19 protein-coding genes are annotated in these 23,726 nt (G+C 68.4%); 8 read left to right on the forward strand and 11 right to left on the reverse strand.

Features of this window, described 5'->3' with window-relative positions; all coding sequences use genetic code 11:
• Positions 1–21 precede the first annotated feature (21 nt).
• Genes rplW through rpsJ form a run of 4 tightly spaced genes read right to left on the reverse strand, consistent with a single transcriptional unit; the run spans position 22 to position 2,075 of the window.
• Positions 22–441 carry a 50S ribosomal protein L23 gene (rplW, locus tag IH68_RS0107985; protein WP_030930522.1) on the reverse strand — a complete coding sequence of 140 codons (420 nt, stop codon included), beginning with the start codon at positions 439–441 and terminating at the stop codon, positions 22–24.
• The gene (gene rplD / locus IH68_RS0107990; protein ID WP_030930525.1) at positions 441–1,097 is read right to left on the reverse strand and encodes a 50S ribosomal protein L4; all 657 of its coding nucleotides are present in this window, start codon (positions 1,095–1,097) and stop codon (positions 441–443) included. The genes rplW and rplD overlap by 1 nt, the downstream gene beginning before the upstream one ends.
• 7 nt (positions 1,098–1,104) lie before the next feature.
• The gene (gene rplC, locus IH68_RS0107995; RefSeq protein WP_007384065.1) at positions 1,105–1,749 is read right to left on the reverse strand and encodes a 50S ribosomal protein L3; all 645 of its coding nucleotides are present in this window, start codon (positions 1,747–1,749) and stop codon (positions 1,105–1,107) included.
• A gap of 17 nt (positions 1,750–1,766) precedes the next feature.
• A complete protein-coding gene (gene rpsJ / locus IH68_RS0108000; RefSeq protein ID WP_003948644.1) occupies positions 1,767–2,075 on the reverse strand; it encodes a 30S ribosomal protein S10 in 309 nt (102 codons plus the stop codon).
• 568 nt (positions 2,076–2,643) lie between these two features.
• Between rpsJ and IH68_RS0108005 the strand changes: the two genes are divergently transcribed.
• Both IH68_RS0108005 and IH68_RS0108010 read left to right on the forward strand, forming a co-directional pair.
• Positions 2,644–3,816: a right-handed parallel beta-helix repeat-containing protein gene (locus tag IH68_RS0108005; RefSeq protein WP_030930528.1), complete on the forward strand. Its 1,173-nt coding sequence runs from the start codon at positions 2,644–2,646 to the stop codon at positions 3,814–3,816.
• A 122-nt stretch (positions 3,817–3,938) separates the two neighbouring features.
• A complete protein-coding gene (locus IH68_RS0108010) occupies positions 3,939–5,306 on the forward strand; it encodes a S41 family peptidase (protein WP_030930531.1) in 1,368 nt (455 codons plus the stop codon).
• A gap of 145 nt (positions 5,307–5,451) precedes the next feature.
• Here IH68_RS0108010 and IH68_RS0108015 read toward each other — a convergent pair whose 3' ends face one another.
• From IH68_RS0108015 to IH68_RS0108040, 6 genes are all read right to left on the reverse strand, one after another.
• A complete protein-coding gene (locus IH68_RS0108015; protein ID WP_037884606.1) occupies positions 5,452–6,594 on the reverse strand; it encodes an acyltransferase family protein in 1,143 nt (380 codons plus the stop codon).
• A 278-nt stretch (positions 6,595–6,872) separates the two neighbouring features.
• Complete coding sequence (gene tuf, locus IH68_RS0108020; protein ID WP_030930538.1) at positions 6,873–8,066, reverse strand: elongation factor Tu; 1,194 nt, start codon at positions 8,064–8,066, stop codon at positions 6,873–6,875.
• A gap of 177 nt (positions 8,067–8,243) precedes the next feature.
• A complete protein-coding gene (gene fusA, locus IH68_RS0108025) occupies positions 8,244–10,370 on the reverse strand; it encodes an elongation factor G (RefSeq protein ID WP_030930540.1) in 2,127 nt (708 codons plus the stop codon).
• Positions 10,371–10,409: 39 nt separating this feature from the next.
• Positions 10,410–10,880, reverse strand: a complete 471-nt coding sequence (gene rpsG / locus IH68_RS0108030) for a 30S ribosomal protein S7 (protein ID WP_003992340.1) — start codon at positions 10,878–10,880, stop codon at positions 10,410–10,412.
• Between the two features lie 2 nt (positions 10,881–10,882).
• A complete protein-coding gene (gene rpsL, locus IH68_RS0108035; protein ID WP_003948652.1) occupies positions 10,883–11,254 on the reverse strand; it encodes a 30S ribosomal protein S12 in 372 nt (123 codons plus the stop codon).
• A gap of 341 nt (positions 11,255–11,595) precedes the next feature.
• Positions 11,596–12,057, reverse strand: a complete 462-nt coding sequence (locus tag IH68_RS0108040) for a DUF1707 and DUF4190 domain-containing protein (RefSeq protein WP_030930543.1) — start codon at positions 12,055–12,057, stop codon at positions 11,596–11,598.
• Between the two features lie 435 nt (positions 12,058–12,492).
• Between IH68_RS0108040 and IH68_RS0108045 the strand changes: the two genes are divergently transcribed.
• The 6 genes from IH68_RS0108045 (at position 12,493) to IH68_RS0108070 (ending at position 19,722) form a co-directional block, all read left to right on the forward strand.
• Entirely contained in the window at positions 12,493–13,248 is a 756-nt protein-coding gene (locus IH68_RS0108045; RefSeq protein ID WP_030930546.1) for a Crp/Fnr family transcriptional regulator, read from the forward strand.
• Positions 13,249–13,377: 129 nt separating this feature from the next.
• On the forward strand, positions 13,378–14,208 hold the full coding sequence (locus IH68_RS0108050; RefSeq protein WP_030930549.1) for a hypothetical protein: 831 nt from the start codon (positions 13,378–13,380) through the stop codon (positions 14,206–14,208).
• Positions 14,205–16,412, forward strand: coding sequence for a hypothetical protein (locus tag IH68_RS0108055; protein ID WP_030930553.1), 2,208 nt, complete (start codon positions 14,205–14,207; stop codon positions 16,410–16,412). Before IH68_RS0108050 ends, IH68_RS0108055 begins: the two co-directional genes overlap by 4 nt.
• A gap of 28 nt (positions 16,413–16,440) precedes the next feature.
• Positions 16,441–17,949 (forward strand): hypothetical protein, encoded by a 1,509-nt coding sequence (locus IH68_RS0108060; protein WP_030930555.1) that lies wholly within the window; start codon positions 16,441–16,443, stop codon positions 17,947–17,949.
• Positions 17,946–18,488 (forward strand): Pycsar system effector family protein, encoded by a 543-nt coding sequence (locus IH68_RS0108065; RefSeq protein WP_030930557.1) that lies wholly within the window; start codon positions 17,946–17,948, stop codon positions 18,486–18,488. The genes IH68_RS0108060 and IH68_RS0108065 overlap by 4 nt, the downstream gene beginning before the upstream one ends.
• A 46-nt stretch (positions 18,489–18,534) precedes the next feature.
• Positions 18,535–19,722, forward strand: a complete 1,188-nt coding sequence (locus IH68_RS0108070) for a M48 family metalloprotease (protein WP_037884607.1) — start codon at positions 18,535–18,537, stop codon at positions 19,720–19,722.
• A 73-nt stretch (positions 19,723–19,795) separates the two neighbouring features.
• On the opposite strand, the gene IH68_RS0108075 is transcribed toward IH68_RS0108070, so the two are convergent.
• Complete coding sequence (locus IH68_RS0108075) at positions 19,796–23,695, reverse strand: DNA-directed RNA polymerase subunit beta' (RefSeq protein ID WP_030930561.1); 3,900 nt, start codon at positions 23,693–23,695, stop codon at positions 19,796–19,798.
• Positions 23,696–23,726 lie beyond the last annotated feature (31 nt).

Consider the following 23,726-nt stretch of genomic DNA (forward strand, 5'->3'; position numbering starts at 1 on the left):
ATATCGGACGATCCGACCCGCTTACGCGGTCGGACCGCCGAAGATGTCGATACGGTCGCCCTCGGCGAGGGTCACGATCGCGCGCTTGGTGGCCGCACGCTGGCCGAAGCCGGTGCGGGTCCGCTTGCGCTTGCCGATGCGGTTGATCGTGTTGACCCCGGTGACCTTGACCGAGAAGACCGCCTGGACGGCCTGCTTGATCTGGGTCTTGTTGGCGCTCGGGTCGACGATGAACGTGTACTTGTTCTCGTCGAGAAGCGCGTAGCTCTTCTCGGAGACGACCGGCTTCAGCAGGACGTCACGGGGGTCCGTGTACGACTTGCTCAGCGGGGTCTCGACCGTGTTCTTGCCCTCGGCCTCGTGGCGGCGCGCCTTGGCGACGCGCGCGGCCTTGGCGGCCTTCGCAGCCTTGGAGGCAATGCTCGGGTGACGCGTAGCCATCAGGCCTCGCTCCCTTCGGTGTCGTTGGCCTTCGGGCCGGCGACGAAGGACTCGAGAGCGGCCTGGGTGAAGACCACGTCGTCCGAGACGATCACGTCGTACGTGTTCAGCTGGCCCGGCTCCAGGATGTGCACCTGGGGCAGGTTGCGGGCGGACAGCCACGCGGCCTCGTCGGCGCGGTCGACGACCAGGAGCAGGTTCTTGCGCTCCGAGATCTTGCCGAACAGCGTCTTGGCGGCCTTCGTGGACGGGGTCTCGCCCTCGATCACGCCGGTGACGACGTGGATGCGGTTGTGGCGGGCCCGGTCGGTGAGGGCGTGACGCAGAGCGGCAGCCTTCATCTTCTTCGGGGTCCGCTGCGAGTAGTCACGCGGCTGCGGGCCGTGGACGACGCCACCGCCGGCGAACTGGGGCGCGCGGGTAGAGCCCTGGCGCGCACGGCCGGTGCCCTTCTGACGGTAAGGCTTCTTACCGCCACCACGAACCTCGCCGCGGGTCTTGGTCTTGTGCGTGCCCTGACGGGCAGCCGCGTTCTGCGCGACGACGACCTGGTGGATCAGCGGGATACTGACCTTCTCCACGCCGAAGATCTCCGCGGGGAGCTCGACGCTACCGGTCTTCTCGCCGGCAGGCGAAAGGATGTCAACAGTGCTCATCGGTACCTCAGGCCCCCTTGGCCGCGGTGCGGACCAGGACGAGGCCGCCGTTCGGACCGGGAACCGCGCCCTTGATGAGCAGCAGACCCTTCTCCGCGTCAACGGCGTGGACGGTCAGGTTCTGGGTGGTGACCCGCTCATTGCCCATACGACCCGCCATGCGGAGGCCCTTGAACACACGGCCCGGGGTGGCGCAGCCACCGATGGAACCGGGAGAGCGGTGCTTGCGCTGGGTGCCGTGTCCGGCGCCGAGGCCCTTGAAGTTGTGACGCTTCATGACACCGGCGAAGCCCTTGCCCTTGCTCTTGCCGGTCACGTCGACCTTGATGCCGGCCTCGAACACCTCGGCGGTGATCTCCTGGCCGAGGGTGTACTCGCTGGCGTCAGCGGTACGGATCTCGACGAGGTGGCGGCGGGGAGTGACGTCGGCCTTGGCGAAGTGGCCCTTGAGGGGCTTGTTCACCTTGCGCGGGTCGATCTCGCCGAACGCGATCTGGACGGACTCGTAGCCGTCGGCGTCGTTCGTACGGACCTGGGTGACGACGTTGGGGCCGGCCTTGACGACGGTGACCGGAACAACGCGGTTGTTCTCGTCCCACACCTGCGTCATGCCGAGCTTCTCGCCCAGGATGCCCTTGATCTGCTTAGCCATTCTCAGATCACCGACCCTCAGAGCTTGATCTCGATGTCGACACCGGCCGGGAGGTCGAGTCGCATCAGAGAGTCAACGGTCTTGGGCGTCGGGTCGAGGATGTCGATCAGGCGCTTGTGCGTGCGCATCTCGAAGTGCTCGCGCGAGTCCTTGTACTTGTGCGGCGACTTGATGACGCAGTACACGTTCTTCTCAGTGGGCAGCGGCACCGGGCCCGCGACCGACGCACCAGTGCGAGTCACCGTCTCGACGATCTTCTTCGCCGAGGAGTCGATGACCTCGTGGTCGTAGGCCTTGAGCCGGATGCGGATCTTCTGTCCCGCCATGGCTACTCAGTAGTCCTTTGTCTCTTCACGCTCTGGAACCCGGTCCTCCGTACGCTCACTCGCCGACCCACGCGGTCGGGCGTGTCGCGCTTCCGCTGACACAGATGTCCCTTGTTCGGACATCCCTTGCCTGGGAAAGAGGTCTACCCGGGTGCCTGGCCAGTGCCGCACTGACACTTCCCGGAAGATTCCCGTACGTCCGCCCCAGTGCTGCCTTACGGCAGTTAGGGCGACGAGTACTGTGGGACTCGCTTCCGGTCCCCCCGGCGGGAGGCGCGCAGCATCAACACTCGACCGAGCAACTCCGACAGTCTGCCATACGGGGCAGGGGCCTGGCCAATCGAGCCGGAGAGAATACCCCCAGGGTGACGTAGGTCAAACCCGCACCCTCGACGCTCGCCGGACGAGCCCCGGACAGCCGCTCGCTCGCGTTCATGTCCGTGAATAAGAATCAAGCACCTAACTATTGACGCGTCCATAGCAAGCACTTACGTTCCCAATCGGCAGTACGGAAAGCGCTTTCCCTTGCACGGCACCCCTGGTCACGGACGAACCCGGAGGCACCACCATGCAAGTGAGACCCGTCATCGCGTGTGTCAGCCTGCTGTCCGGCGCGCTCGTCGCGCTGTCCGGCACCCCGGCGCAGGCCGCGAGCACCACGCAGTACGTGTCCCCGAGCGGCACCGCCGGCGCGGCCGGCACGCAGTCCGCCCCGACGACGCTCGCCACCGCGATCAGCCGCATCGCATCCGGCGGCACCATCTATCTGCGCGGCGGGACGTACAACTACTCGTCGACGATCACGATCCCGGCCGGCAGCAACGGCACCTCGAGCGCCCGCACCACCCTGTCCGCCTACCCGGGCGAGACCCCGGTGCTCAACTTCTCGGCGCAGAGCGAGAGTTCGTCGAACCGTGGGCTCCAGCTGAACGCCAACTACTGGCACGTCTACGGCCTCACGGTCGAACACGCCGGTGACAACGGGATCTACGTCGGCGGCAGCAACAACGTCATCGAGCGCACGGTGACGGCGTACAACCGCGACACCGGTCTGCAGCTGGGCCGGATCTCCTCCAGCACCCCGAGCAGCCAGTGGCCGTCGAACAACCTGATCGTGAGCTCGGAGTCGCACGACAACGAGGACTCCGGCGGCGAGAACGCGGACGGTTTCGCGGCAAAGCTGACCACCGGCACCGGAAACGTCTTCCGCTACGACGTGTCCCACAACAACATCGACGACGGCTGGGACCTGTACACCAAGACCGACACGGGCGCGATCGGCCCGGTGACCATCGAGTACTCGCTCTCCTACGGCAACGGAACCCTGACCGACGGCACGCAGAACGCGAACGGCGACCGCAACGGATACAAGCTGGGCGGCGACGACATCGCCGTGAACCACGTCGTCCGGCACAGCATCGCCTACCGCAACGGTCACCACGGGTTCACGTACAACAGCAACCCCGGCACGATGGCGATCTCGAACAACGTCGGCGTCGACAACGCCGAGCGCAACTTCTCGTTCGACAAGGGAACGTCCGTGTTCCGGACGAACACCTCGTGCCGCTTCGGCGTGAGCGGTTCGAACGACAAGACCGTCGGTGACGCCGACAGCTCCAACCAGTTCTGGACGGGCACGAACGGCTCGCGCTGCTCGTCGTACTCGGGCGCGCTCGGCTGGTCCTTCGCCTCGAACGGCTCCCTCTCCGTGACCTTCGGCGGCAAGGTGGTGACGCCGTGACCAGGGGCTTCTGACTCCCCTGGGGCTTCCCCCACCCCGATACACCGGCCTGCCGGATGGTCCGGGGGAAGCCGCCCGGGCCACGGTGGTGGCACAGCCTGCAGCCACCGGAGGGACCACTCGTGCGCATCGTCACGGCCACCGCCGTCATCCTGACCCTGGCGGCGGGAGCCGCACCGGCCGCCGTGGCCGACGCCGGCCGAGCCGTTACGGACGGCCTGTGGCGCATGGACGGCTACGGCACCGTCCTCGCCCTCGGCCACGGGGTCTACCAGGAGTACCAGACCACCGCGGTGAGCTGCCTCAAGGGCGACTCCGCGCGGCAGACCGGCCCGGGAACGTACACGGCGGACGGCACCGTGCTGACCGTGCGCCTCGGTCGCGACCACGATCACGCCCGGCTGTCCGCGGACAGTTCGGTGGGCCATCGGCAGCTGCGGCGGATAGCGGCACTGCCCGCGAAGTGCACCGGGCCGACGCCCACGGACCCCCGTACCGCCTTCGACGTCTTCTGGCGGTCCTTCGAGGAGAACTACCCGTTCTTCGCCGCCAAGGGCATCGACTGGCACGCCGTACGCGACCGCTACCGCCCGCTGATCCACAAGGACACGACCCGCTCGGAGCTCTTCGACGTCTTCAGCCGGATGGTCGCCCCGCTCCACGACGCCCATGTCGCCGTACAGGACGGCGACCGCGTCTTCGCCCAGGGCCGCCCCGGCACCGAGGTGCCCTCGGAGCAGCTGGACGCCAGGGTCAAGAAGTTCATCGTCGAGCGCGATCTCGCTCGGGCCCCCTTCCGGCGGGACTTCGCCGCCGGCCGCATCACCTACGCCGACCTGCCCGACGGTGGCCCCGGATACCTGCGCGTCTCCGGCTTCGGCGGGTACACAACCGCCGACCACGGTTCGTACGCCGCCAACCTGGCCGAGCTCGACAGGGCGCTCGACACCGTCCTCACCGCGGAGCGCACCCGGCGCCTGCCGGGCCTGATCATCGACCTGCGCATCAACGGCGGCGGCTCCGACGCCCTCGGCATCCACCTCGCCGGGCGACTGACCGACCGGCCCTACGTCGCCTACGCCAAGCGCGCCCGCAACGACCCGGCCGACCCGACCCGGCACACCCGCCCCGAGCCGATACCGGTGCTCCCCGCCCACGCGCCCGGCTACACCGGCCCCGTCGCCGTCCTGACCGGCGGCTCCACGGTCAGCGCGGGAGAGACCTTCACCCAGGCCCTCATGGACCGCCCCGGCAGGACGATCCGCATCGGACAACCCACACAGGGCGTCTTCTCCGACGTCATGTCCCGCAAGCTCCCGAACGGCATGACCGCCTGGCTCCCCAACGAGGAGTTCCTGACCCGCACGGGCCACACCTTCGACGGCACGGGCATCCCACCGCACATCACCGAGCCGGTCTTCACCAAGGAGGAGTTCGCCGACAACGTTGACTCGGCTTTCGACCGAGCGGTGAGCGACCTGGATCGCTGAGCAGGGTGCGCAATTTCCGCTGCGGTTCGACAGCCCCCTCAAGGGGCGCGGGGCTGATCGATCTGCGGCTCCGCCGCGTGGGCGCGACCAGCCACAACGCACCCGCGGACAAAAGACGCCCCATCGCGGCACCACCCGCAGAGCGCTACGCGCCGGCGTGCCTCAACCGCGCAAACGACGTATCCAGCCCCCGCTTCAACACCCGCACCGCAGGCCGCTCCACCACCCGATGCACAAACCAACTCAGCACCAGAAACCCGCCGATCACAAGGGCAACCAGCAAGCGGGGATCCATGGTGTCCCTGAGCTGCCCGATCAACGCCGTACCCGCCACGTAGTGGATCAAATACAGCGGATACGTCAGGCTCCCGGCCGTGACCAGCCACTTCCACCGCACGCGATCCGTCGCACCGAGAGCGATCGCGACCATGGCCAGCAGGAACACGGTGTAGATCACCATGCTCCCCCGCCATCCGGAGACATGCTCGGTGTTGTCGATCCTCAGGCCCAGCTGCCGCTGCCCCATCAGCCACGCCATCCCGAGGATCCCCCACAGCAGCAGGTCCTGGCCGAAGCGGTGCATGAGGTAGAGGGCGAGGCCCGCGATGAAGAACCAGGCGCCCTCCGGGTTGGCGGCCAGCGTCAGGAGGCGGAACTCCGCCACCGGGGCGAGCATCGCGGCCGCGCCCCAGACACAGCAGAAGATCACGACCTTGCGGTACGTCAGCCCGGTGGCGACGACGACCAGGAAGAGCAGATAGAAGCGCAGCTCCGACCAGAGCGTCCAGTAGACGCGGTCGACGTTGGCCACGCCCGAACCCGACTGCAGCATGGTGAAGTTGAGCAGAATGTCGCGCAGCTTCAGCCGGTCCCAGACCCCCGGCAGCACGACCAGCATGGCCGTGGTGAAGGCGATCCCGAACCAGTACGCCGGGTACAGGCGGATCACCCGGGAGACGAAGAACTCCCGCGGGGTGCGCCCCCAGCAGGACATGCAGATCACGAAGCCGCTGATCACGAAGAAGATCTCGACGCCGATCCAGCCGTAGGCGGCGAAGTGGAAGACCGTCGGCATGGTGTCGGAGACCGGCCGGCCCCAGACTGCGTTGCCCGGCTGGTCGACGCGCCAGCTGCCGACGTAGTGGTGCACGGCCACCATCAGGGCGGCGACGAGGCGGATGCCGTCGATGGCGTACAGGCGTGGACGCTCGCGGCCAAGTGGGGCCGCCTGACGGCGTACCTGCACCGTCCGCAGCTGCTGCGTCGGCCGGTCGACCATCGTGGACATCAACGACCATCCCTGTGTCTTGCCTGTTCCGACCCCTCACGCTAGGGGGTCACAACCGCCCCACAGTGAGCAGACAAGAACATTCGGGGCATCGGAAACGGGGAGTTGGTCGAACTCTCCACGAGACGTCCCGCAAGGTTCTCCGAGACTTCACCGTGCAACCGTCGCCCCTCCCGGCGGCGGGCCAGGCGCGGGGCAAGCGAAAGGGCCCGTACGACCGAAGTCGTACGGGCCCCTTCAGGAGCTCGCGCTGGAGCTACCAGGTCAGATCAGCAAGCTCACTTGTTGATCTTGGTGACCTGGCCGGCGCCGACCGTCCGGCCACCCTCACGGATGGCGAACTTCAGGCCCTCTTCCATGGCGATGGGCTGGATGAGCTCCACCTTCATCTCGGTGTTGTCACCCGGCATGACCATCTCGGTGCCCTCGGGGAGGGTCACGACGCCGGTCACGTCCGTCGTACGGAAGTAGAACTGCGGACGGTAGTTGTTGAAGAACGGCGTGTGGCGGCCACCCTCGTCCTTGGACAGGATGTACGCCTGGGCCTCGAACTCCGTGTGCGGGGTGACCGAGCCCGGCTTGATGATGACCTGGCCGCGCTCGACGTCCTCGCGCTTGATGCCACGGAGGAGCAGACCGACGTTCTCACCGGCCTGGCCCTCGTCGAGCAGCTTGCGGAACATCTCGATGCCGGTGACCGTGGTGGTGGTCTTCTCGGTCTTGATGCCGATGATGTCGACGGTCTCGTTGACCTTCAGGACACCACGCTCGATACGGCCGGTGACGACCGTACCGCGACCGGTGATCGTGAAGACGTCCTCGATCGGCATCAGGAAGGGCTTGTCGACGTCGCGCTCCGGCTCCGGGATCGCGGTGTCGACGGCGGCCATCAGGTCCAGGACCGACTGGCCCCACTCCTTGTCGCCCTCGAGCGCCTTGAGCGCGGAGACCTTGACGACCGGAACGTCGTCGCCCGGGAACTCGTACTCGGAGAGCAGCTCACGAACCTCGAGCTCGACGAGCTCCAGGATCTCCTCGTCGTCCACCATGTCGGCCTTGTTCAGGGCGACGACGATGTACGGAACGCCGACCTGGCGGGCCAGGAGCACGTGCTCCTTGGTCTGCGGCATCGGGCCGTCGGTGGCGGCGACCACGAGGATGGCGCCGTCCATCTGGGCAGCACCGGTGATCATGTTCTTGATGTAGTCCGCGTGACCGGGGCAGTCGACGTGGGCGTAGTGACGCGTCTCGGTCTGGTACTCGACGTGCGCGATCGAGATGGTGATACCGCGCTGGCGCTCCTCGGGAGCCTTGTCGATCTGGTCGAACGCCGAAGCCTCGTTCAGGTCCGGGTACGCGTCGTGCAGCACCTTGGTAATGGCGGCCGTGAGGGTCGTCTTACCGTGGTCGATGTGACCGATGGTGCCGATGTTGACGTGCGGCTTAGTCCGCTCGAACTTCGCCTTCGCCACTGGGGTCCTCCTGGGAGTGGTTCTGGTACGCCTTACTCATCGGCGCCAGGTGATCTTTGCTGTTAGTGCCCGGGCCCCGGGGCACCCACCGCAGACGGTGACGAATGCGGGTGAATGCCCCGGCAGGCTCCGGAGTCAAGCCTAAGGCGTATGAACGCAGTGCGTTAACGCAGTGCCTTACTCGCCCTTGGCCTTCGCGATGATCTCCTCGGCGACGTTCCGCGGAACCTCGGCGTAGGAGTCGAACTGCATCGAGTAGCTTGCGCGACCCGACGTCTTGCTGCGGAGGTCTCCGACGTAGCCGAACATCTCCGAGAGGGGCACGAGGCCCTTCACGACGCGGGCACCGGCCCGCTCCTCCATGGCCTGGATCTGACCACGGCGGGAGTTGATGTCGCCGATGACCTCACCCATGTAGTCCTCGGGCGTGGTGACCTCGACGGCCATCATCGGCTCGAGCAGCACGGGGCTGGCCTTGCGCGCGGCCTCCTTGAAGGCCTGCGAACCGGCGATCTTGAAGGCGAGCTCGGAGGAGTCGACCTCGTGGTAGCCACCGTCGATGAGCGTGACGCGGACGCCCGTCATCTCGTAGCCCGCGAGGATGCCGAACTGCATGGCCTCCTGCGCACCGGCGTCCACCGAAGGGATGTACTCCTTCGGGATACGGCCACCGGTGACCTTGTTCACGAACTCGTACGAGGCGTCGCCGCCCTCGATGGGCTCGATCGCGATCTGCACCTTGGCGAACTGACCGGTACCACCGGTCTGCTTCTTGTGGGTGTAGTCCACGCGCTCGACGGCCTTGCGGATCGTCTCGCGGTAGGCGACCTGCGGCTTGCCGACGTTGGCCTCGACCTTGAACTCACGGCGCATACGGTCGACCAGCACCTCGAGGTGCAGCTCGCCCATACCACCGATGATGGTCTGGCCGGTCTCCTCGTCCGAGTGAACCTGGAAGGACGGGTCCTCCTCGGCCAGGCGCTGGATCGCGACGCCCAGCTTCTCCTGGTCGCCCTTCGACTTGGGCTCGATGGCGACCTGGATGACCGGCGCCGGGAAGTCCATGGACTCCAGGATCACCGGCTGCTTGTCGTCGCACAGCGTCTCACCGGTCGTGGTCTGCTTCAGACCCATGACGGCGATGATGTCGCCGGCGCCCACCGACTCGATCTCCTCACGCTTGTTCGCGTGCATGCGGTAGATCTTGCCGATGCGCTCCTTCTTGCCCTTGACGGAGTTCAGCACGGCGGTGCCGGACTCCAGGCGGCCCGAGTAGACCCGGACGAAGGTGAGCTTGCCGAGGTGCGGGTCGCTCATGATCTTGAACGCCAGCGCCGACAGCGGCTCGTCGTCGGACGGCTTGCGCTTGACGACCGTCTCCGGGTCCTTGACGTCGTGGCCCTCGATGGCCTCGATGTCGACGGGAGAGGGCAGGTAGCGCACGACCGCGTCGAGCAGGGGCTGGACGCCCTTGTTCTTGAACGCGGTGCCGCAGAACACCGGGGTGACCGTGGTGTCCTTGGACTTGCCGGACGCGATGGTGATACGACGGATCGCGGCGTACAGCTGCTCCACGGAAGGCTCCTCGCCCTCCAGGTACAGCTCCATGATCTCTTCGTCGTTCTCGGCGACGGCCTCGATCAGCTTGCCGCGGTACTCCTCGGCAGCCTCGGTGTGCGTGGCCGGGATGTCGACGGTGTCGTACATCTCGCCCTTGGTGGCCTCGGCGGACCAGACCAGGGCCTTCATCGTCACGAGGTCGACGACGCCCTTGAAGTCGGCCTCGGCACCGATCGGCAGCTGCATCACGATCGGCTGAGCGCCCAGGCGGTCAGAGATCATGTCGACGCAGCGGTGGAACTCGGCACCGGTGCGGTCGAGCTTGTTGACGAAGCAGATGCGGGGGACGCCGTAGCGGTCCGCCTGACGCCACACCGTCTCGGACTGCGGCTCAACACCGGCGACGCCGTCGAACACCGTCACGGCACCGTCGAGCACGCGCAGCGAACGCTCCACCTCGACGGTGAAGTCGACGTGGCCCGGGGTGTCGATGATGTTGATGGTGTGGTCGACGTCTTCCAGCGGCCAGTGACAGGTGGTGGCAGCAGAGGTGATCGTGATGCCACGCTCCTGCTCCTGCTCCATCCAGTCCATGGTGGCAGCGCCGTCGTGGACCTCACCGATCTTGTAAGACACACCGGTGTAGAACAGGATCCGCTCGGTGGTGGTCGTCTTGCCCGCGTCGATGTGGGCCATGATCCCGATGTTGCGGACCTTGGCCAGGTCAAGTGAAGTGGTAGCCATATCGGCTCAGTCTTCTCTCGGTCTCGATGTGGGTAGCGACTACCAGCGGTAGTGCGCGAAGGCCTTGTTGGACTCGGCCATCTTGTGGGTGTCCTCGCGCTTCTTCACAGCGGCACCAAGGCCGTTGGAGGCGTCGAGAAGCTCGTTGAGCAGACGCTCGGTCATGGTCTTCTCGCGACGGGCGCGGGAGTAACCGACCAGCCAGCGCAGCGCGAGCGTGTTGGCACGACCGGGCTTGACCTCGATCGGAACCTGGTACGTCGCACCACCGACACGGCGGGACTTGACCTCGAGGGTCGGCTTGATGTTCTCCAGCGCGCGCTTCAGCGTGATGATCGGGTCGTTGCCCGTCTTCTCACGCAGACCCTCCATGGCGCCGTACACGATGCGCTCGGCGGTGGAGCGCTTGCCGTTCAGCAGCACCTTGTTGATGAGCGACGTGACCAGAGGGGAACCGTAGACCGGGTCGATGATGACCGGGCGCTTCGGGGCGGGGCCCTTACGAGGCATTTCTACTTCTCCTTCTTGGCGCCGTAGCGGGAACGGGCCTGCTTGCGGTTCTTGACACCCTGGGTGTCGAGGGAGCCACGGATGATCTTGTAGCGAACACCCGGCAGGTCCTTCACACGGCCGCCGCGCACGAGCACGATGGAGTGCTCCTGCAGGTTGTGTCCCTCACCCGGAATGTAAGCGGTGACCTCGATCCCGCTGGTCAGACGCACACGCGCGACCTTACGCAGGGCCGAGTTCGGCTTCTTCGGGGTGGTCGTGAACACACGCGTGCAGACGCCACGACGCTGAGGGGAACCCTCGAGTGCGGGCGTCTTGTTCTTCTCGACCTTGTCCTGCCGGCCCTTACGGACCAGCTGCTGGATCGTAGGCACTACTTCTCCGGTTTCTGTGTGCCGAATGGTGAAGCTAACCTGGAACGTCGCCGACCCACGCGGTCGGGTGTGTCGAATCCGGCAGACTCCCGCCGCCAGGCGGAAAGGGCGCAGATTACGGTGGCCAATGACGGCTCGCCATGCGGTTGAAGGCACGCACGAGAGCCAGGGCACACCCCAGGCACAAGGTCTGAGCGTACCTACCTCATACGCTGCGGTCAAAACAAATGGGCCGCGCCCGCATCGGCATGCGAAGCATGTCAAGACCCTACGCCGTACATGATCTTCGAATTCACGTTCCAGGCACCTCCGGGAGCTATGTCACCGCAGCTCACCCCAGGTCACGCGGAGGCCAGGGCCGCCGCGATGAGGATGGTGATGATCAGCGCCCATCCGGCGACCGACAGCCAGCCCAGGACCAGCCCGGTCATGGCGAAGCCCTCGCCGCGCTCGCCGGTGCGCTGCATTTCGCTGCGGGCGGAGTGACCGAGGATCACCGCGGGTATCCCGGTGAGCCCGCCGGTGAAGAACGTGAGGATCCCGCAGACCATGGAGCCGACCGCCTTGCCGTTCGCCGGCGGCGGGACGGGCAGAAAGGTCGCGGGCACCACCGGAGCGGCCTGATTGACCGGCACGGGCCCCTGCGGCAGATCGGCGACCAGAAGGGCCAGCTCCCCCACGGTCCGCGCGGCATAGGCCCGCGCCACCCGCCGGTCGAACTCCCCCTTCTCCAGCCGCCCCTCCGCGTACCCCGCCCGGAGCACGTCCACGGCACGCTCACGGTCGGCGTGGGAGGCGAGCATGGACGGGGCGGTGTGCCCCTGCCAGGTCTGCCCGAAGCCCTGGGCCGGCGGCGGGGCGCCCTGCCACGCCTGCATCGGGCCGTGCTGCCCCTGCTGCGGGGCCCGCTGCCAGGGCCGCAGGGGCACGTCCTGCCCCGACTGCGGGACATCCTGCGCCCGCTGCGAGTCCCCCTGCCCCGACTGCCAGGGCTGCCACGACGGATTGGACACGAGTACCTCCCCGAACCCCCGAGTCCCTCCATGATGCGCCGAATGGGGATTTCCGGCACAGAGAGCGTCGCGGAACGCGCTCGCACCCGGGCCCTGCCCACTGTTCCGGGCCCTTCTGCGCCGGTCGCAGATCATTTCGCGTCGTTGGCCGGTTCGCGCCCTTTCCGGTCCGGCGGTCCTGCGCTTTCAGTACCTTGATCCGTCCGCTGCAAGGGGAATCGGGGGATGAGCGTGACAAGAACGGTGGTCTCACCGGACGACGGAGGCCTGGACGACCGGGTGCCCTTTCTGGCGCGGCTGGAGAGCGAGGACCGTTCGGTGCTGCTGGCGCTCGGCCGGCAACTGACCTTCACGGCCCGCATGATCCTCATCCACCAGCACGAGCCTTCCTCGCACGTCCTGTTCCTGGTGCAGGGCTGGACCAAGGTCACAGCCTCGGCGGCCAACGGCTACGAGGCGCTGCTTGCACTGCGCGGGCCCGGCGACATCGTCGGTGAGTCGGCGGCGCTCACGGGCCGGCCGCGGTCGGCGACGGTGACCGCGCTGGAGCCGGTGCGGGCGGTGGCCGTGGAGCACGAGCGGTTCACCGACTTCCTGAGCCGCTCCCCCGCCGTGTCCTTCGCCCTCCTCGGCCTGACCGCGGACCGTACCCGGGCGGCCGACCGGCGCCGGCTGGAGTTCGCGTCCATGAGTGTGCGAGAGCGTTTCGCCGTCCTGCTGCTGGACCTGGCCCGCACCCACGGCCGCCGCACGCAGGAGGGCATCGAGCTCGCCGTACCCCTGAGCAAGCAGGAGCTGGCGGGCTCGGTGGGCGCGTCCCGGGAGATGGTGCAGCGCCTGCTTCGGGAGCTGCGCGACAAGGAGGCGGTGGTGACCGGGCGCAGGACGCTGCTGATACGGCGGCCGGATGTGCTGCGGCGCATTGCTGCGGCCGGTCCGGCCTCCGGAATCCCCTCACCGCAGGGGCCGCACGAGGAGTGACCTCGCCCTCCTCGGCAGCTCTTCTGTGCACACGGTCACACAACGAGTGCGTCATCCGCCCTCACCACCCGCCTCTCCCGGGCGCCACTCTGGCGCCCTGCACCGCACACCCCCCTCGGAGAGGCGACCATGACCGACCCCGTGAGCCGCACGATCCTGTTGCTGGACATCGAGAGGTTCAGCGACCGGGACGACGTGGAGCAGGCCTATCTGCGGCGCATGCTCTACGACATCACCGACCGCGCGCTGGAGAGCGCCGGCATCGACGAGACGCTGCGGCTGCGAGCCGACCGCGGGGACTCGGTGATGGAGCTCATCGACGCGAGCGCCTCCGTCACGGCGCTGCTGCGCAGTCTGCTCACGGAGGTTCCGGCGCAGCTGCGGGCGGTCAACAGGATGGCGTCCAGCTCCGCGCAGATCCGGCTGCGCGGCGTCGTCGCCACCGGCTGGGTCGCCGTGGACGCTCTCGACGGCTGGGTCGGCTCCGACCTGAACCACGCCTGCCGGCTGCTGGACGCCCGGATCCTGCGCGCCGCCCTGCGCGAACGCGCCGACGACTTCGCGCTGTGCGTCTCGGACCCCCTGTACTCCGGGGTCGTACGGCACGACCACACCGGAATCCCGAAGGCGGAGTTCCATGCGGTGACGGTGGACAGCAAGAACGGCCCGCTGAAGGCCTGGCTGCACGGGCCGGTGCCGGACGGCTCGCCGAGTGAGGACCACGGTGACACGGGGGCGGGGGAGGCGTCGGGCGGTTCGGGGGACCGCCCGACGCCGCGGGTCCCCCCGCAGGGCGGCCCGGCGCCGGACCGGGGAGCCCCGGCGCCGGGCCCTGTCTTCCACGGCAACGTCACCGTCGGCGGCGGCACAGTGAGCGGCGACCAGAACAACGTCACCGGCAACCAGATCACCGGGGACCTCAACTTCGGTGGTGGCCGCAGGCGGGGTGAGGGCTCGTGAGCACACCCGAGCAGCAGTCCCCGGCGGGCGGCGCCGGCCCCTCCCCGGACCAGCCCCAGGCCGACCCGGCCCCGGCGGGCGAGGCACGAAGAGAGGGCACGGACGACGAGTCCGAGGAGCACGACCAGCCCCAGGATGCCTGGGCGGCCCGCCGGGACCTGGTCGACCACAGCCCACGGAGCATGAGCTTCGGCGCCCAGTCGCGCTTCGGCGGCGGCACGGTGGGCGGCGACCAGAACAATGTCACCGGCAACCAGGTCAGTGGCGACGTGATCATGGGCACCAAGACGGTCTACCAGTTCTCCATACCCGGGTTCTCGTCGCCGGGGTCCGCATCCGGCGAGGTCCCGGCAAGCACGCTGGAGCGGCTGGCCGAGCACTTCGTCGCCGATGAGGACGTCGTCGCTGCTCTCCTCGGGCGGCTGCGCCGCGACCGCGTCCTCATCCTGTCCGGCGCCCGCTTCACCGGGCGGCGCACGGCCGCGCTGATGCTTCTGCACCGCCTCGGCGTCTCCTCGGTGCGCACCCTGGACCGTGACACCGGCCCGAGCGCCCTCGCCGAACAGGTCGGCACCACGGAGACCGACGAGGACCGCTGCCGCGGATACGTCCTGTGCGACCTGGCCACCCGCCGCGACCGTCCGCTGCGCGAACCGCATCTGCTCGCCGCCCGCGACCGGCTCGGCGAGCACGGCTACCTGATCATCACCGTCGACCCCATCGCCGTACTGGAGGACGTGCCGTTCGTCGTCGCCTGGCACCCACCGGCCGCGGCCGACGTCCTCGCCGCCCACCTGAGCACCCGCACCGATGCCCAGACCGCCGCCAAGCTGCTCGAACTCCCCGATGTCACCGAGTTCCTGGGCCGCCGTCACCAGCTGCGCGAGGTCGCCGCCTTCGCTCAGCAGCTCGCCCGGTACGCGGCCGGGGAGGCGGGCGCGGACTCGGTCGCGCAGTTCTCGCTCGTGTCGCTGGAGAGCCAGGTCCAGGAGTGGTTCGAGGAGGACGAGGCGTCGATCCATCTGCGCGACAAGGCGTTCCTGGTGGCCCTCGCCGCCTTCGACGGCGGCCCGTACGCCCTCACAGCCGAGGTCAGCGACCTGCTGTACCGCCTCCTCCAGGAGACCTGGAACCGGTCGCTCGTGCCCGAAGTCCCCGTTTTCGGCACGCACATCGGCAAGCGCCTCCAGCTGGCCCGTGCGGAGAAGTTCGAGGAGGACGAGCACACCGAGTGGGGGCCGGTGCCCCAGCAGAAGGCCAGGTTCCTCGACGAGCGGGTCTCCCTGGTGCTGCTGCGGGAGGTGTGGCTCGGCCATCCGTCCGCCCGTCCCGCGCTGATCGCCTGGCTGCGCCGCCTGGCCGACGACGGCCGTCCATTGGTCCGCACCCGCGCCGCGTCCACCGTCGCGGTCCTCGCCCGCACCGACCTGCCCTCGGCTATGGCGCTGGTCATCGAGGTCTGGAGTACCTCCAAACGGTTCCGGCACCGGCTGGTCGCCGTCAACGCGCTCACCCTCGCCCACCTCATCGGCACGCCCTACGTCCCGCGGATCCTCGACGGCTGGTGCGAGGGCGACGACCCCCGGCTGCGCTGGGTGGCCGTAAGGGCGTACGGGCTGATCGGACCGGAGCGGCCGGAGCAGGCGCTGGCCGCGCTGCGCAAAGCGGTCCGCAGGCTGTACGAGGCCGATCCCGACGACCTCGACAGCGAGATGGCGGGCGAACTCGCCGAAGCCGTCGAGCTGTTGCTGCTCTCCCCCGCCGGCGACCGGGTCCTGGCCGAACTGCGCGAGCACCTCGACGACGACCGCGCCGTGCGCGACCTGGCGCTCGGCGGCTTCGTGAACGCCTGCCACCGCACGCAGGACGGCGAGCGGTACGGCAGCCCGCTGGTCCTCGACTGGTACGCCCGCACCGCCCACGAGGACGGCGAGCCCGCCCGCGGCATCCCCACGCTGTGGCGGGCGGCGCTGGCCGACCCGCGGTCCACCCGGGAGGCGCTCAGGGTCCTGAGCGAGTGGGTGCTGATCGCCCACCGGGTCACGGCCGTCGAGTGGGCGCTGGCCGCGCTGCTGCCCCGGCTCGTCACCACGAGCGCCGAGCACGACCGGCTGAGCCATCTGCTGCGGACGATGCCGGGCGAGGACGGCAAACCCCCGCCCGAAGTCGCGACTCGCCTGCTGGCGGTCCTCCCTCCGCGCTGACCTGCACATCCCCGAGGAGACACGCACCATGCCCGCTTTCAACCGCCCTGAGTGGCAGCAGCAGGCGGACCGGCACACCCAACTGGTCGACCCGGTGCTCACCGTGCGCCAGCTGGGCCGCTTCGACTTCAACCTCAAGTCGCTGGTCCGCATCGACCACGCCCTGGTCTTCTCCACCCCGAAGGGCGGCTACGACCCGTATCTGCCGCCCCGGCGTCCCACGCGCAGCGAGATCGCGGCGAAGCGGTACACGGCCGTGTACGAGGTGGACATGGGCGTGCACCCGTTCTCCGCGGAGCTCGCCCTGCCCAGCGACAACGACGCGTTCGAGTTCACGGCCGCCGTCGACCTGTCCTGGCAGGTCCTGGACCCGGCCCGGTTCGTGGCCAGCGGTCACCGGGACGTACCGGCGCTGGTGCTGGGCGAACTGCAGCAGGCGGCCCGGCCGGTGACCCGGCACTTCGCCATCCCCGACAGCGCGGTCGCCGAGCGCGAACTGCTCCAGGCGGTCACCGTGCTGGGGCCGCTCGGGGCGCCCGCGGGACTGCAGGTGACCTGGACGCTGCGGCTGCGGCGCGACCAGGAGGACATCGACCACCAGCGCCGGCTCCAGGCCATCGACCACTCCGCCGCCGAGCAGATCCGCGCGGCCGAGCGCGGCATGGAGATCGACGTCGAGGTGGACCGCCGCAACCGGCAGCAGGACCAGTTGCAGATCGGGCGGGCCACGGACTACGGCCGTCAGCAGCAGGAGTTGCTCATCCAGCAGCAGCGCTGGCAGCACGAGCAGGCGATGCTCGCGAGCGGCCAGCAGCACCAACTGGCTCTGCAGCAGGGAGAGCAGATGCTGGAGCTGCAGCGCATCCAGGCGCAGAAGATCGAGTTCTACCAGTGGCATCTGCAGCAGGGCGGCGTCCACGCCTGGGCCCTCCACCTCGCCGACCACCCCGAGGACTCCCACCTGGTCATGCAGAGCATGCGCGAGGACCAACTCCGCATGATCCAGGCCCAGATGGACCTGGTGAAGCAGCTCCTCAGCAGCGACACGGCCGAGAACTACGAGCTGGAGGGCCCGAAGCAGCTCGCCCTGCGCACGGTCAGCGACATCCTGAACCAGCGCCTTCCAGGGGTCCCGCAGACGCCGCCGCTCATCGCACCCCAGGGGGACGGGCCGGCCTACCCGGGCGCGCCGGACGATCAGCCGTCGGGCTCCCAGGCTCCGCCCCAGGTGATGCCGGGAGCTCCGACGCCTCCCCCACAGCCGCCTGCGCCTCCGGGCCCTCAGGCACCCACCGCTGCCGTCCCCGGCCTTCCGCCCTGGCAGCCGCCCGCGCCGTACGCGCCACCGCCCCCGCTGTCCGGCCCGTACCCCGGCGTCCCCGCCCCGCCGGCCGCCCCGCCGCAGACTCCCCCCTGGCAGCCCCCGCCCGGCTACGGCAGCACCCCGACCCTGCCCACGCAGGCGCCGCCGCCCGACGACGCTCCCCGGAACGACTCGGCCGACGCGGACAACTCCCGAGAAACAAACGGCACATGACGACCACGGACCCGGCACCCGCACCGGCTGCCGCGCCCGCCGCCTCCGCGGGCCTCATACGGCTCTGCGAGCGCCTCCTCACCGATCTGCGCACCGAGATCGCACGCGCCGACAGCAAGGCCTCCGTGCTGGTCGCCGCGCTCGGCATGACGGCCGGCGTGTTCAGCGGACTGCTCGCCGGACGGGGCTGGAGCCCGTCGGCACTGTCCACCGCGGGCACGGCGCTGTGGTGGTCCGGGACGCTGTCCGTCACCGTCTCCCTCTTCGCGATGCTGCTGGCCGTACTCCCGCGATTCCGCTCCGCGCCGTGGGTTCCGGGACAGCCCCTGACCTACTTCGGCGACATCCAACAGGCCGTACGACAGGGCTGCTTGGCGTCGGCGCTGGCCGACACGGAACACGACCCCCTGGCCGGTCTGACCGTGGCCCTCACCGAGGCGAGCCGCCTCGCCGCCCGCAAACACCAGTGGATCCGTACCGGCCTGATCGCCTTCTGCGTCGGCACGGTCCTGCTGCCCGCGTCCCTGCTGCTCGGCTGAACCGGCGCACCGACGTCCCCAACTGAAGCAACCACTAGGAACCGCCATGACCCAGCAACCACCGGAGTATCCCCAGTACCCGACGCAGCCGCCCCAGCCGTCGGCCCCGCCGCAGTACCCGCAGTCGGCCGAGCCTCCCCCCTACCCGCAGGCACCGCAGTACCCCGCTCAGACACCTCCCGCGCCTCCCCCGTACCCACAGGCCGCCCAGGCCCCGCAGTACCCCATGGCCCCGCCCCCCGCACCCTCCGCACCGCCCACGCCCCCGGATCCCGCCGCCCACCCGCACCACATCAGCACCGACCACGGCCGCGTCCACATCCGCCGCGACCAGCGCCGCACCGACGCCACCGCCGTCGGCAGCCTCCTGCTCCACCTGCCGAACTTCCTGTGCAGCCTGTTCGTCGTCGGCCTCGTCTCGCTGTTCTTCGGCGGCTTCGGCATCGTCGTGGTGCTGGCCTGGCTCGCCAGCGGCGCACTCGTGTTCCACCGGCCCACGGAAAGCGCCGTCGCGCGCCGTCTGCTCGGTCTGCGCTACCCCACGCCTCAAGAACGAGCCAAACTCGAACCGGTCTGGCGCGAGGTCACGGCCCGCGCCGGCATAGAAGCCCGCAACTACGAGCTGTGGGTGGAGGACAGCGACAGCCTGAACGCGGTCGCCGCGGCCGGCCACATCATCGGCGTCACCCGCTTCGCCATGAACGAGCTGCCCAACGGCGAACTCGCCGCCGTCATGGCGCACGAGCTGGGCCACCACGTCGGCGGCCACGCCTGGGCCGGGCTCCTCGGCCACTGGTACGCGCAGCCCGGCCGGATCGCCTGGCGGGTCCTGAAGGCGTTCTCCGGCTTCGTGTTCCATGTGTCGCGCGCGTTCGGCTGCATCGGCGTCGCCGTCATCGTGATGGTCATCGGCAGCATCGCGCTGGCGACGATCAGCTCGCTGTACGGTTTGCCCCTCCTCGTCCTGGCGATGCCGTACGCACTCGCCGCCGTCGGCCGGCGTTCCGAGCTGCGCGCCGACGAGCACGCGGCCGAGCTGGGCTTCGCCCCGATGCTGGCCGCCGTACTCGACAAGCTGCACCAGCAGGAGCAGCGGACCGAGGCCGCGCTCACCGCGGCGAACGGCGGGGTGAAGCTGGAGGAGAGCGCACTCAGCAAGCTGCTCTCCTCGCACCCGGACCACTACACGCGGCTGCACCACCTGCAGCCGTATCTCCGGCAACCGCCGTACTGACCGTCGGCACCCTCACACGCCGAAGGGCGGTCACCCCCAACGGGGTGACCGCCCTTCAACTCAAGCTGCTCGCTTACTGGTTGTACGGACCGTAGTCGTAGTCCTCCAGCGGAACGGCCTGGCCGGAGCCCGTGCCGAACGGCGAGTAGTCGATGTCGTCGTAGCCGACGGCCGAGTACATCGCGGCCTTGGCCTCCTCGGTCGGCTCGACCCGGATGTTGCGGTAGCGGGACAGGCCCGTACCGGCCGGGATGAGCTTACCGATGATGACGTTCTCCTTGAGGCCGATCAGGGAGTCGGACTTGGCGTTGATCGCCGCGTCCGTGAGGACCCTGGTCGTCTCCTGGAAGGACGCCGCCGACAGCCACGACTCGGTCGCCAGCGAGGCCTTGGTGATACCCATCAGCTGCGGACGGCCGGAGGCCGGGTGGCCGCCTTCCTGGACCACACGACGGTTCTCGACCTCGAACTTCGAGCGCTCGACCAGCTCGCCGGGCAGCAGCTCGGCGTCGCCGGACTCGATGATCGTCACGCGGCGGAGCATCTGCCGGATGATGATCTCGATGTGCTTGTCGTGGATCGACACACCCTGCGAGTTGTAGACCTTCTGGACCTCGCCGACCAGGTGGACCTGGACGGCACGCTGGCCCAGGATGCGCAGCACGTCGTGCGGGTTGGTGGCACCCACGGTGAGCTTCTGGCCCACCTCGACGTGCTCGCCCTCGCTGACCAGGAGTCGGGCACGCTTCGAGATCGGGTACGCCGTCTCGTCGCTGCCGTCGTCCGGGGTGACGACGATCTTCTTGGTCTTCTCGGTCTCCTCGATCCGCACGCGGCCGGAGGCCTCGGAGATCGGGGCGACACCCTTCGGGGTACGGGCCTCGAAGAGCTCGACGACACGCGGCAGACCCTGGGTGATGTCGTCACCGGCCACACCACCGGTGTGGAAGGTACGCATCGTCAGCTGGGTACCGGGCTCACCGATGGACTGGGCGGCGATGATGCCGACCGCCTCACCGATGTCGACCAGCTTGCCGGTGGCCAGCGAGCGGCCGTAGCACATGGCGCAGGTGCCGACCTGGGACTCGCAGGTCAGGATCGAACGGGTCTTGACCTCCTCGACACCGTGGTGCACCAGCTGGTCGATGAGCACGTCGCCGAGGTCCACGTTGGCCGGCGCGATCACCTTGCCGTCGATGACGACGTCCTCGGCGAGCATGCGGGCGTAGACGCTGGTCTCGACGTCGTCCGTCTTGCGCAGCACACCGTCGGCGCCGCGCGTGGCGATCTTCAGCTTCAGACCGCGCTCGGTGCCGCAGTCCTCCTCGCGGATGATGACGTCCTGCGAGACGTCCACCAGACGACGGGTCAGGTAACCCGAGTCGGCGGTACGCAGGGCGGTGTCCGCCAGACCCTTACGGGCACCGTGCGTGGAGATGAAGTACTCCAGCACGGACAGACCCTCACGGAAGGACGCCTTGATCGGACGCGGGATCGTCTCGTTCTTCGCGTTCGACACCAGACCACGCATACCGGCGATCTGACGCATCTGCATCATGTTTCCTCGGGCACCCGAGTCAACCATCATGAAGATGGGGTTCGTCTTCGGGAAGTTCGCGTTCATCGCCTCGGCAACCTCGTTGGTCGCCTTGGTCCAGATCGCGATGAGCTCCTGCGTGCGCTCGTCCTTGGTGATCAGACCGCGCTCGTACTGCTTCTGGACCTTCTCGTCCTGCGCCTCGTAGCCCTTGACGATCTCCTTCTTCGCCTCGGGAACGACGATGTCGGAGATGGCCACGGTGACGCCGGAACGGGTCGCCCAGTAGAAGCCGGCCGCCTTCAGGTTGTCGAGCGTCGCCGCCACGATGACCTTGGGGTAGCGCTCGGCGAGGTCGTTGACGATCTCGGAGAGCTGCTTCTTGCCGACCTCGTAGTCGACGAACGGGTAGTCCTCGGGCAGCAGCTCGTTGAAGAGCGCGCGGCCCAGGGTGGTCTTCAGGCGGAAGGTGTCACCCTGCTGCCACTCCGGCTCGCCCTCCTCCTGCGCCGGCGGGGTCCAGCCGCGCGGCGGGATGGTGCCCACCGGGAAGCGGATGTCCACGCGCGACTGCAGCGAGAGCTCGCCGGCGTCGAACGCCATGATCGCCTCGGCCGCGGAGCCGAAGGACCGGTCCTCGCCCTTGACGTTGCGCAGCGCGCTGTCGGTCGTCAGGAAGAACAGACCGAGGACCATGTCCTGGGTCGGCATCGTCACCGGACGGCCGTCGGCGGGCTTGAGGATGTTGTTCGAGGACAGCATCAGGATGCGGGCCTCGGCCTGCGCCTCCGCGGACAGCGGAAGGTGCACGGCCATCTGGTCACCGTCGAAGTCCGCGTTGAACGCGGTGCAGACGAGCGGGTGGATCTGGATGGCCTTGCCCTCGACCAGCTGCGGCTCGAAGGCCTGGATGCCGAGGCGGTGCAGGGTGGGCGCACGGTTCAGCAGAACCGGGTGCTCGGCGATGACCTCTTCGAGGACGTCGTACACGACCGTGCGGCCGCGCTCCACCATGCGCTTGGCGCTCTTGATGTTCTGCGCGTGGTTCAGGTCGACCAGGCGCTTCATCACGAACGGCTTGAAGAGCTCCAGCGCCATCGCCTTCGGCAGACCGCACTGGTGCAGCTTCAGCTGCGGACCGACGACGATCACGGAACGCGCGGAGTAGTCCACACGCTTGCCGAGCAGGTTCTGACGGAATCGACCCTGCTTGCCCTTCAGCATGTCGCTGAGGGACTTCAGCGGGCGGTTACCGGGGCCGGTCACCGGACGGCCGCGACGACCGTTGTCGAAGAGGGCGTCAACAGCCTCCTGGAGCATGCGCTTCTCGTTGTTGACGATGATCTCGGGCGCGCCGAGGTCGAGGAGCCTCTTCAGACGGTTGTTCCGGTTGATCACACGGCGGTACAGGTCGTTCAGGTCGGAGGTCGCGAAGCGGCCACCGTCCAGCTGCACCATCGGGCGAAGGTCCGGCGGGATCACCGGGACGCAGTCGAGAACCATGCCCTTGGGGCTGTTGGAGGTCTGCAGGAACGCAGACACGACCTTCAGCCGCTTCAGCGCACGGGTCTTCTTCTGGCCCTTGCCGGTGCGGATGATCTCGCGGAGACGCTCGGCCTCCTCCTCGAGGTCGAAGGACTCCAGGCGCTTCTGCAGCGCCGCGGCACCCATCGAACCGTCGAAGTACGTGCCGAAGCGGTCGCGCAGCTCGCGGTAGAGCAGCTCGTCGCCCTCGAGGTCCTGGACCTTGAGGTTCTTGAACCGGGTCCACACCTCGTCGAGACGGTCGATCTCGCGCTGCGCACGGTCGCGCAGCTGCTTCATCTCACGCTCGGCACCCTCGCGCACCTTGCGGCGCACGTCGGCCTTGGCACCCTCGGCCTCGAGCTCGGCCAGGTCGGACTCGAGCTTCTTGGCGCGGGCCTCGAGGTCGGCGTCACGCCGGTTCTCGACCTGCTGACGCTCCACGGAGACGTGCGCCTCCAGGGAGGGCAGGTCGCGGGTACGGCGCTCCTCGTCGACGTACGTGATCATGTACGCCGCGAAGTAGATGACCTTCTCGAGGTCCTTGGGCGCCAGGTCCAGCAGGTAGCCGAGGCGCGAAGGGACACCCTTGAAGTACCAGATGTGCGTGACGGGAGCGGCCAGTTCGATGTGGCCCATCCGCTCACGGCGCACCTTGGCGCGAGTCACCTCGACGCCGCAGCGCTCACAGATGATGCCCTTGAAGCGGACACGCTTGTACTTGCCGCAGTAGCACTCCCAGTCCCTGGTCGGACCGAAGATCTTCTCGCAGAAGAGTCCGTCCTTTTCGGGCTTGAGGGTGCGGTAGTTGATGGTCTCGGGCTTCTTGACCTCGCCGTGGCTCCACTGACGGATGTCGTCAGCGGTGGCCAGACCGATCCGGAGCTCATCGAAGAAGTTGACGTCGAGCACTATGCGTCAATCCCTCTCAGGGTTGTAAGTC

Origin of the sequence: Streptomyces sp. NRRL S-646 (assembly GCF_000720765.1) — a bacterium.
Lineage (GTDB): Bacteria > Actinomycetota > Actinomycetes > Streptomycetales > Streptomycetaceae > Streptomyces.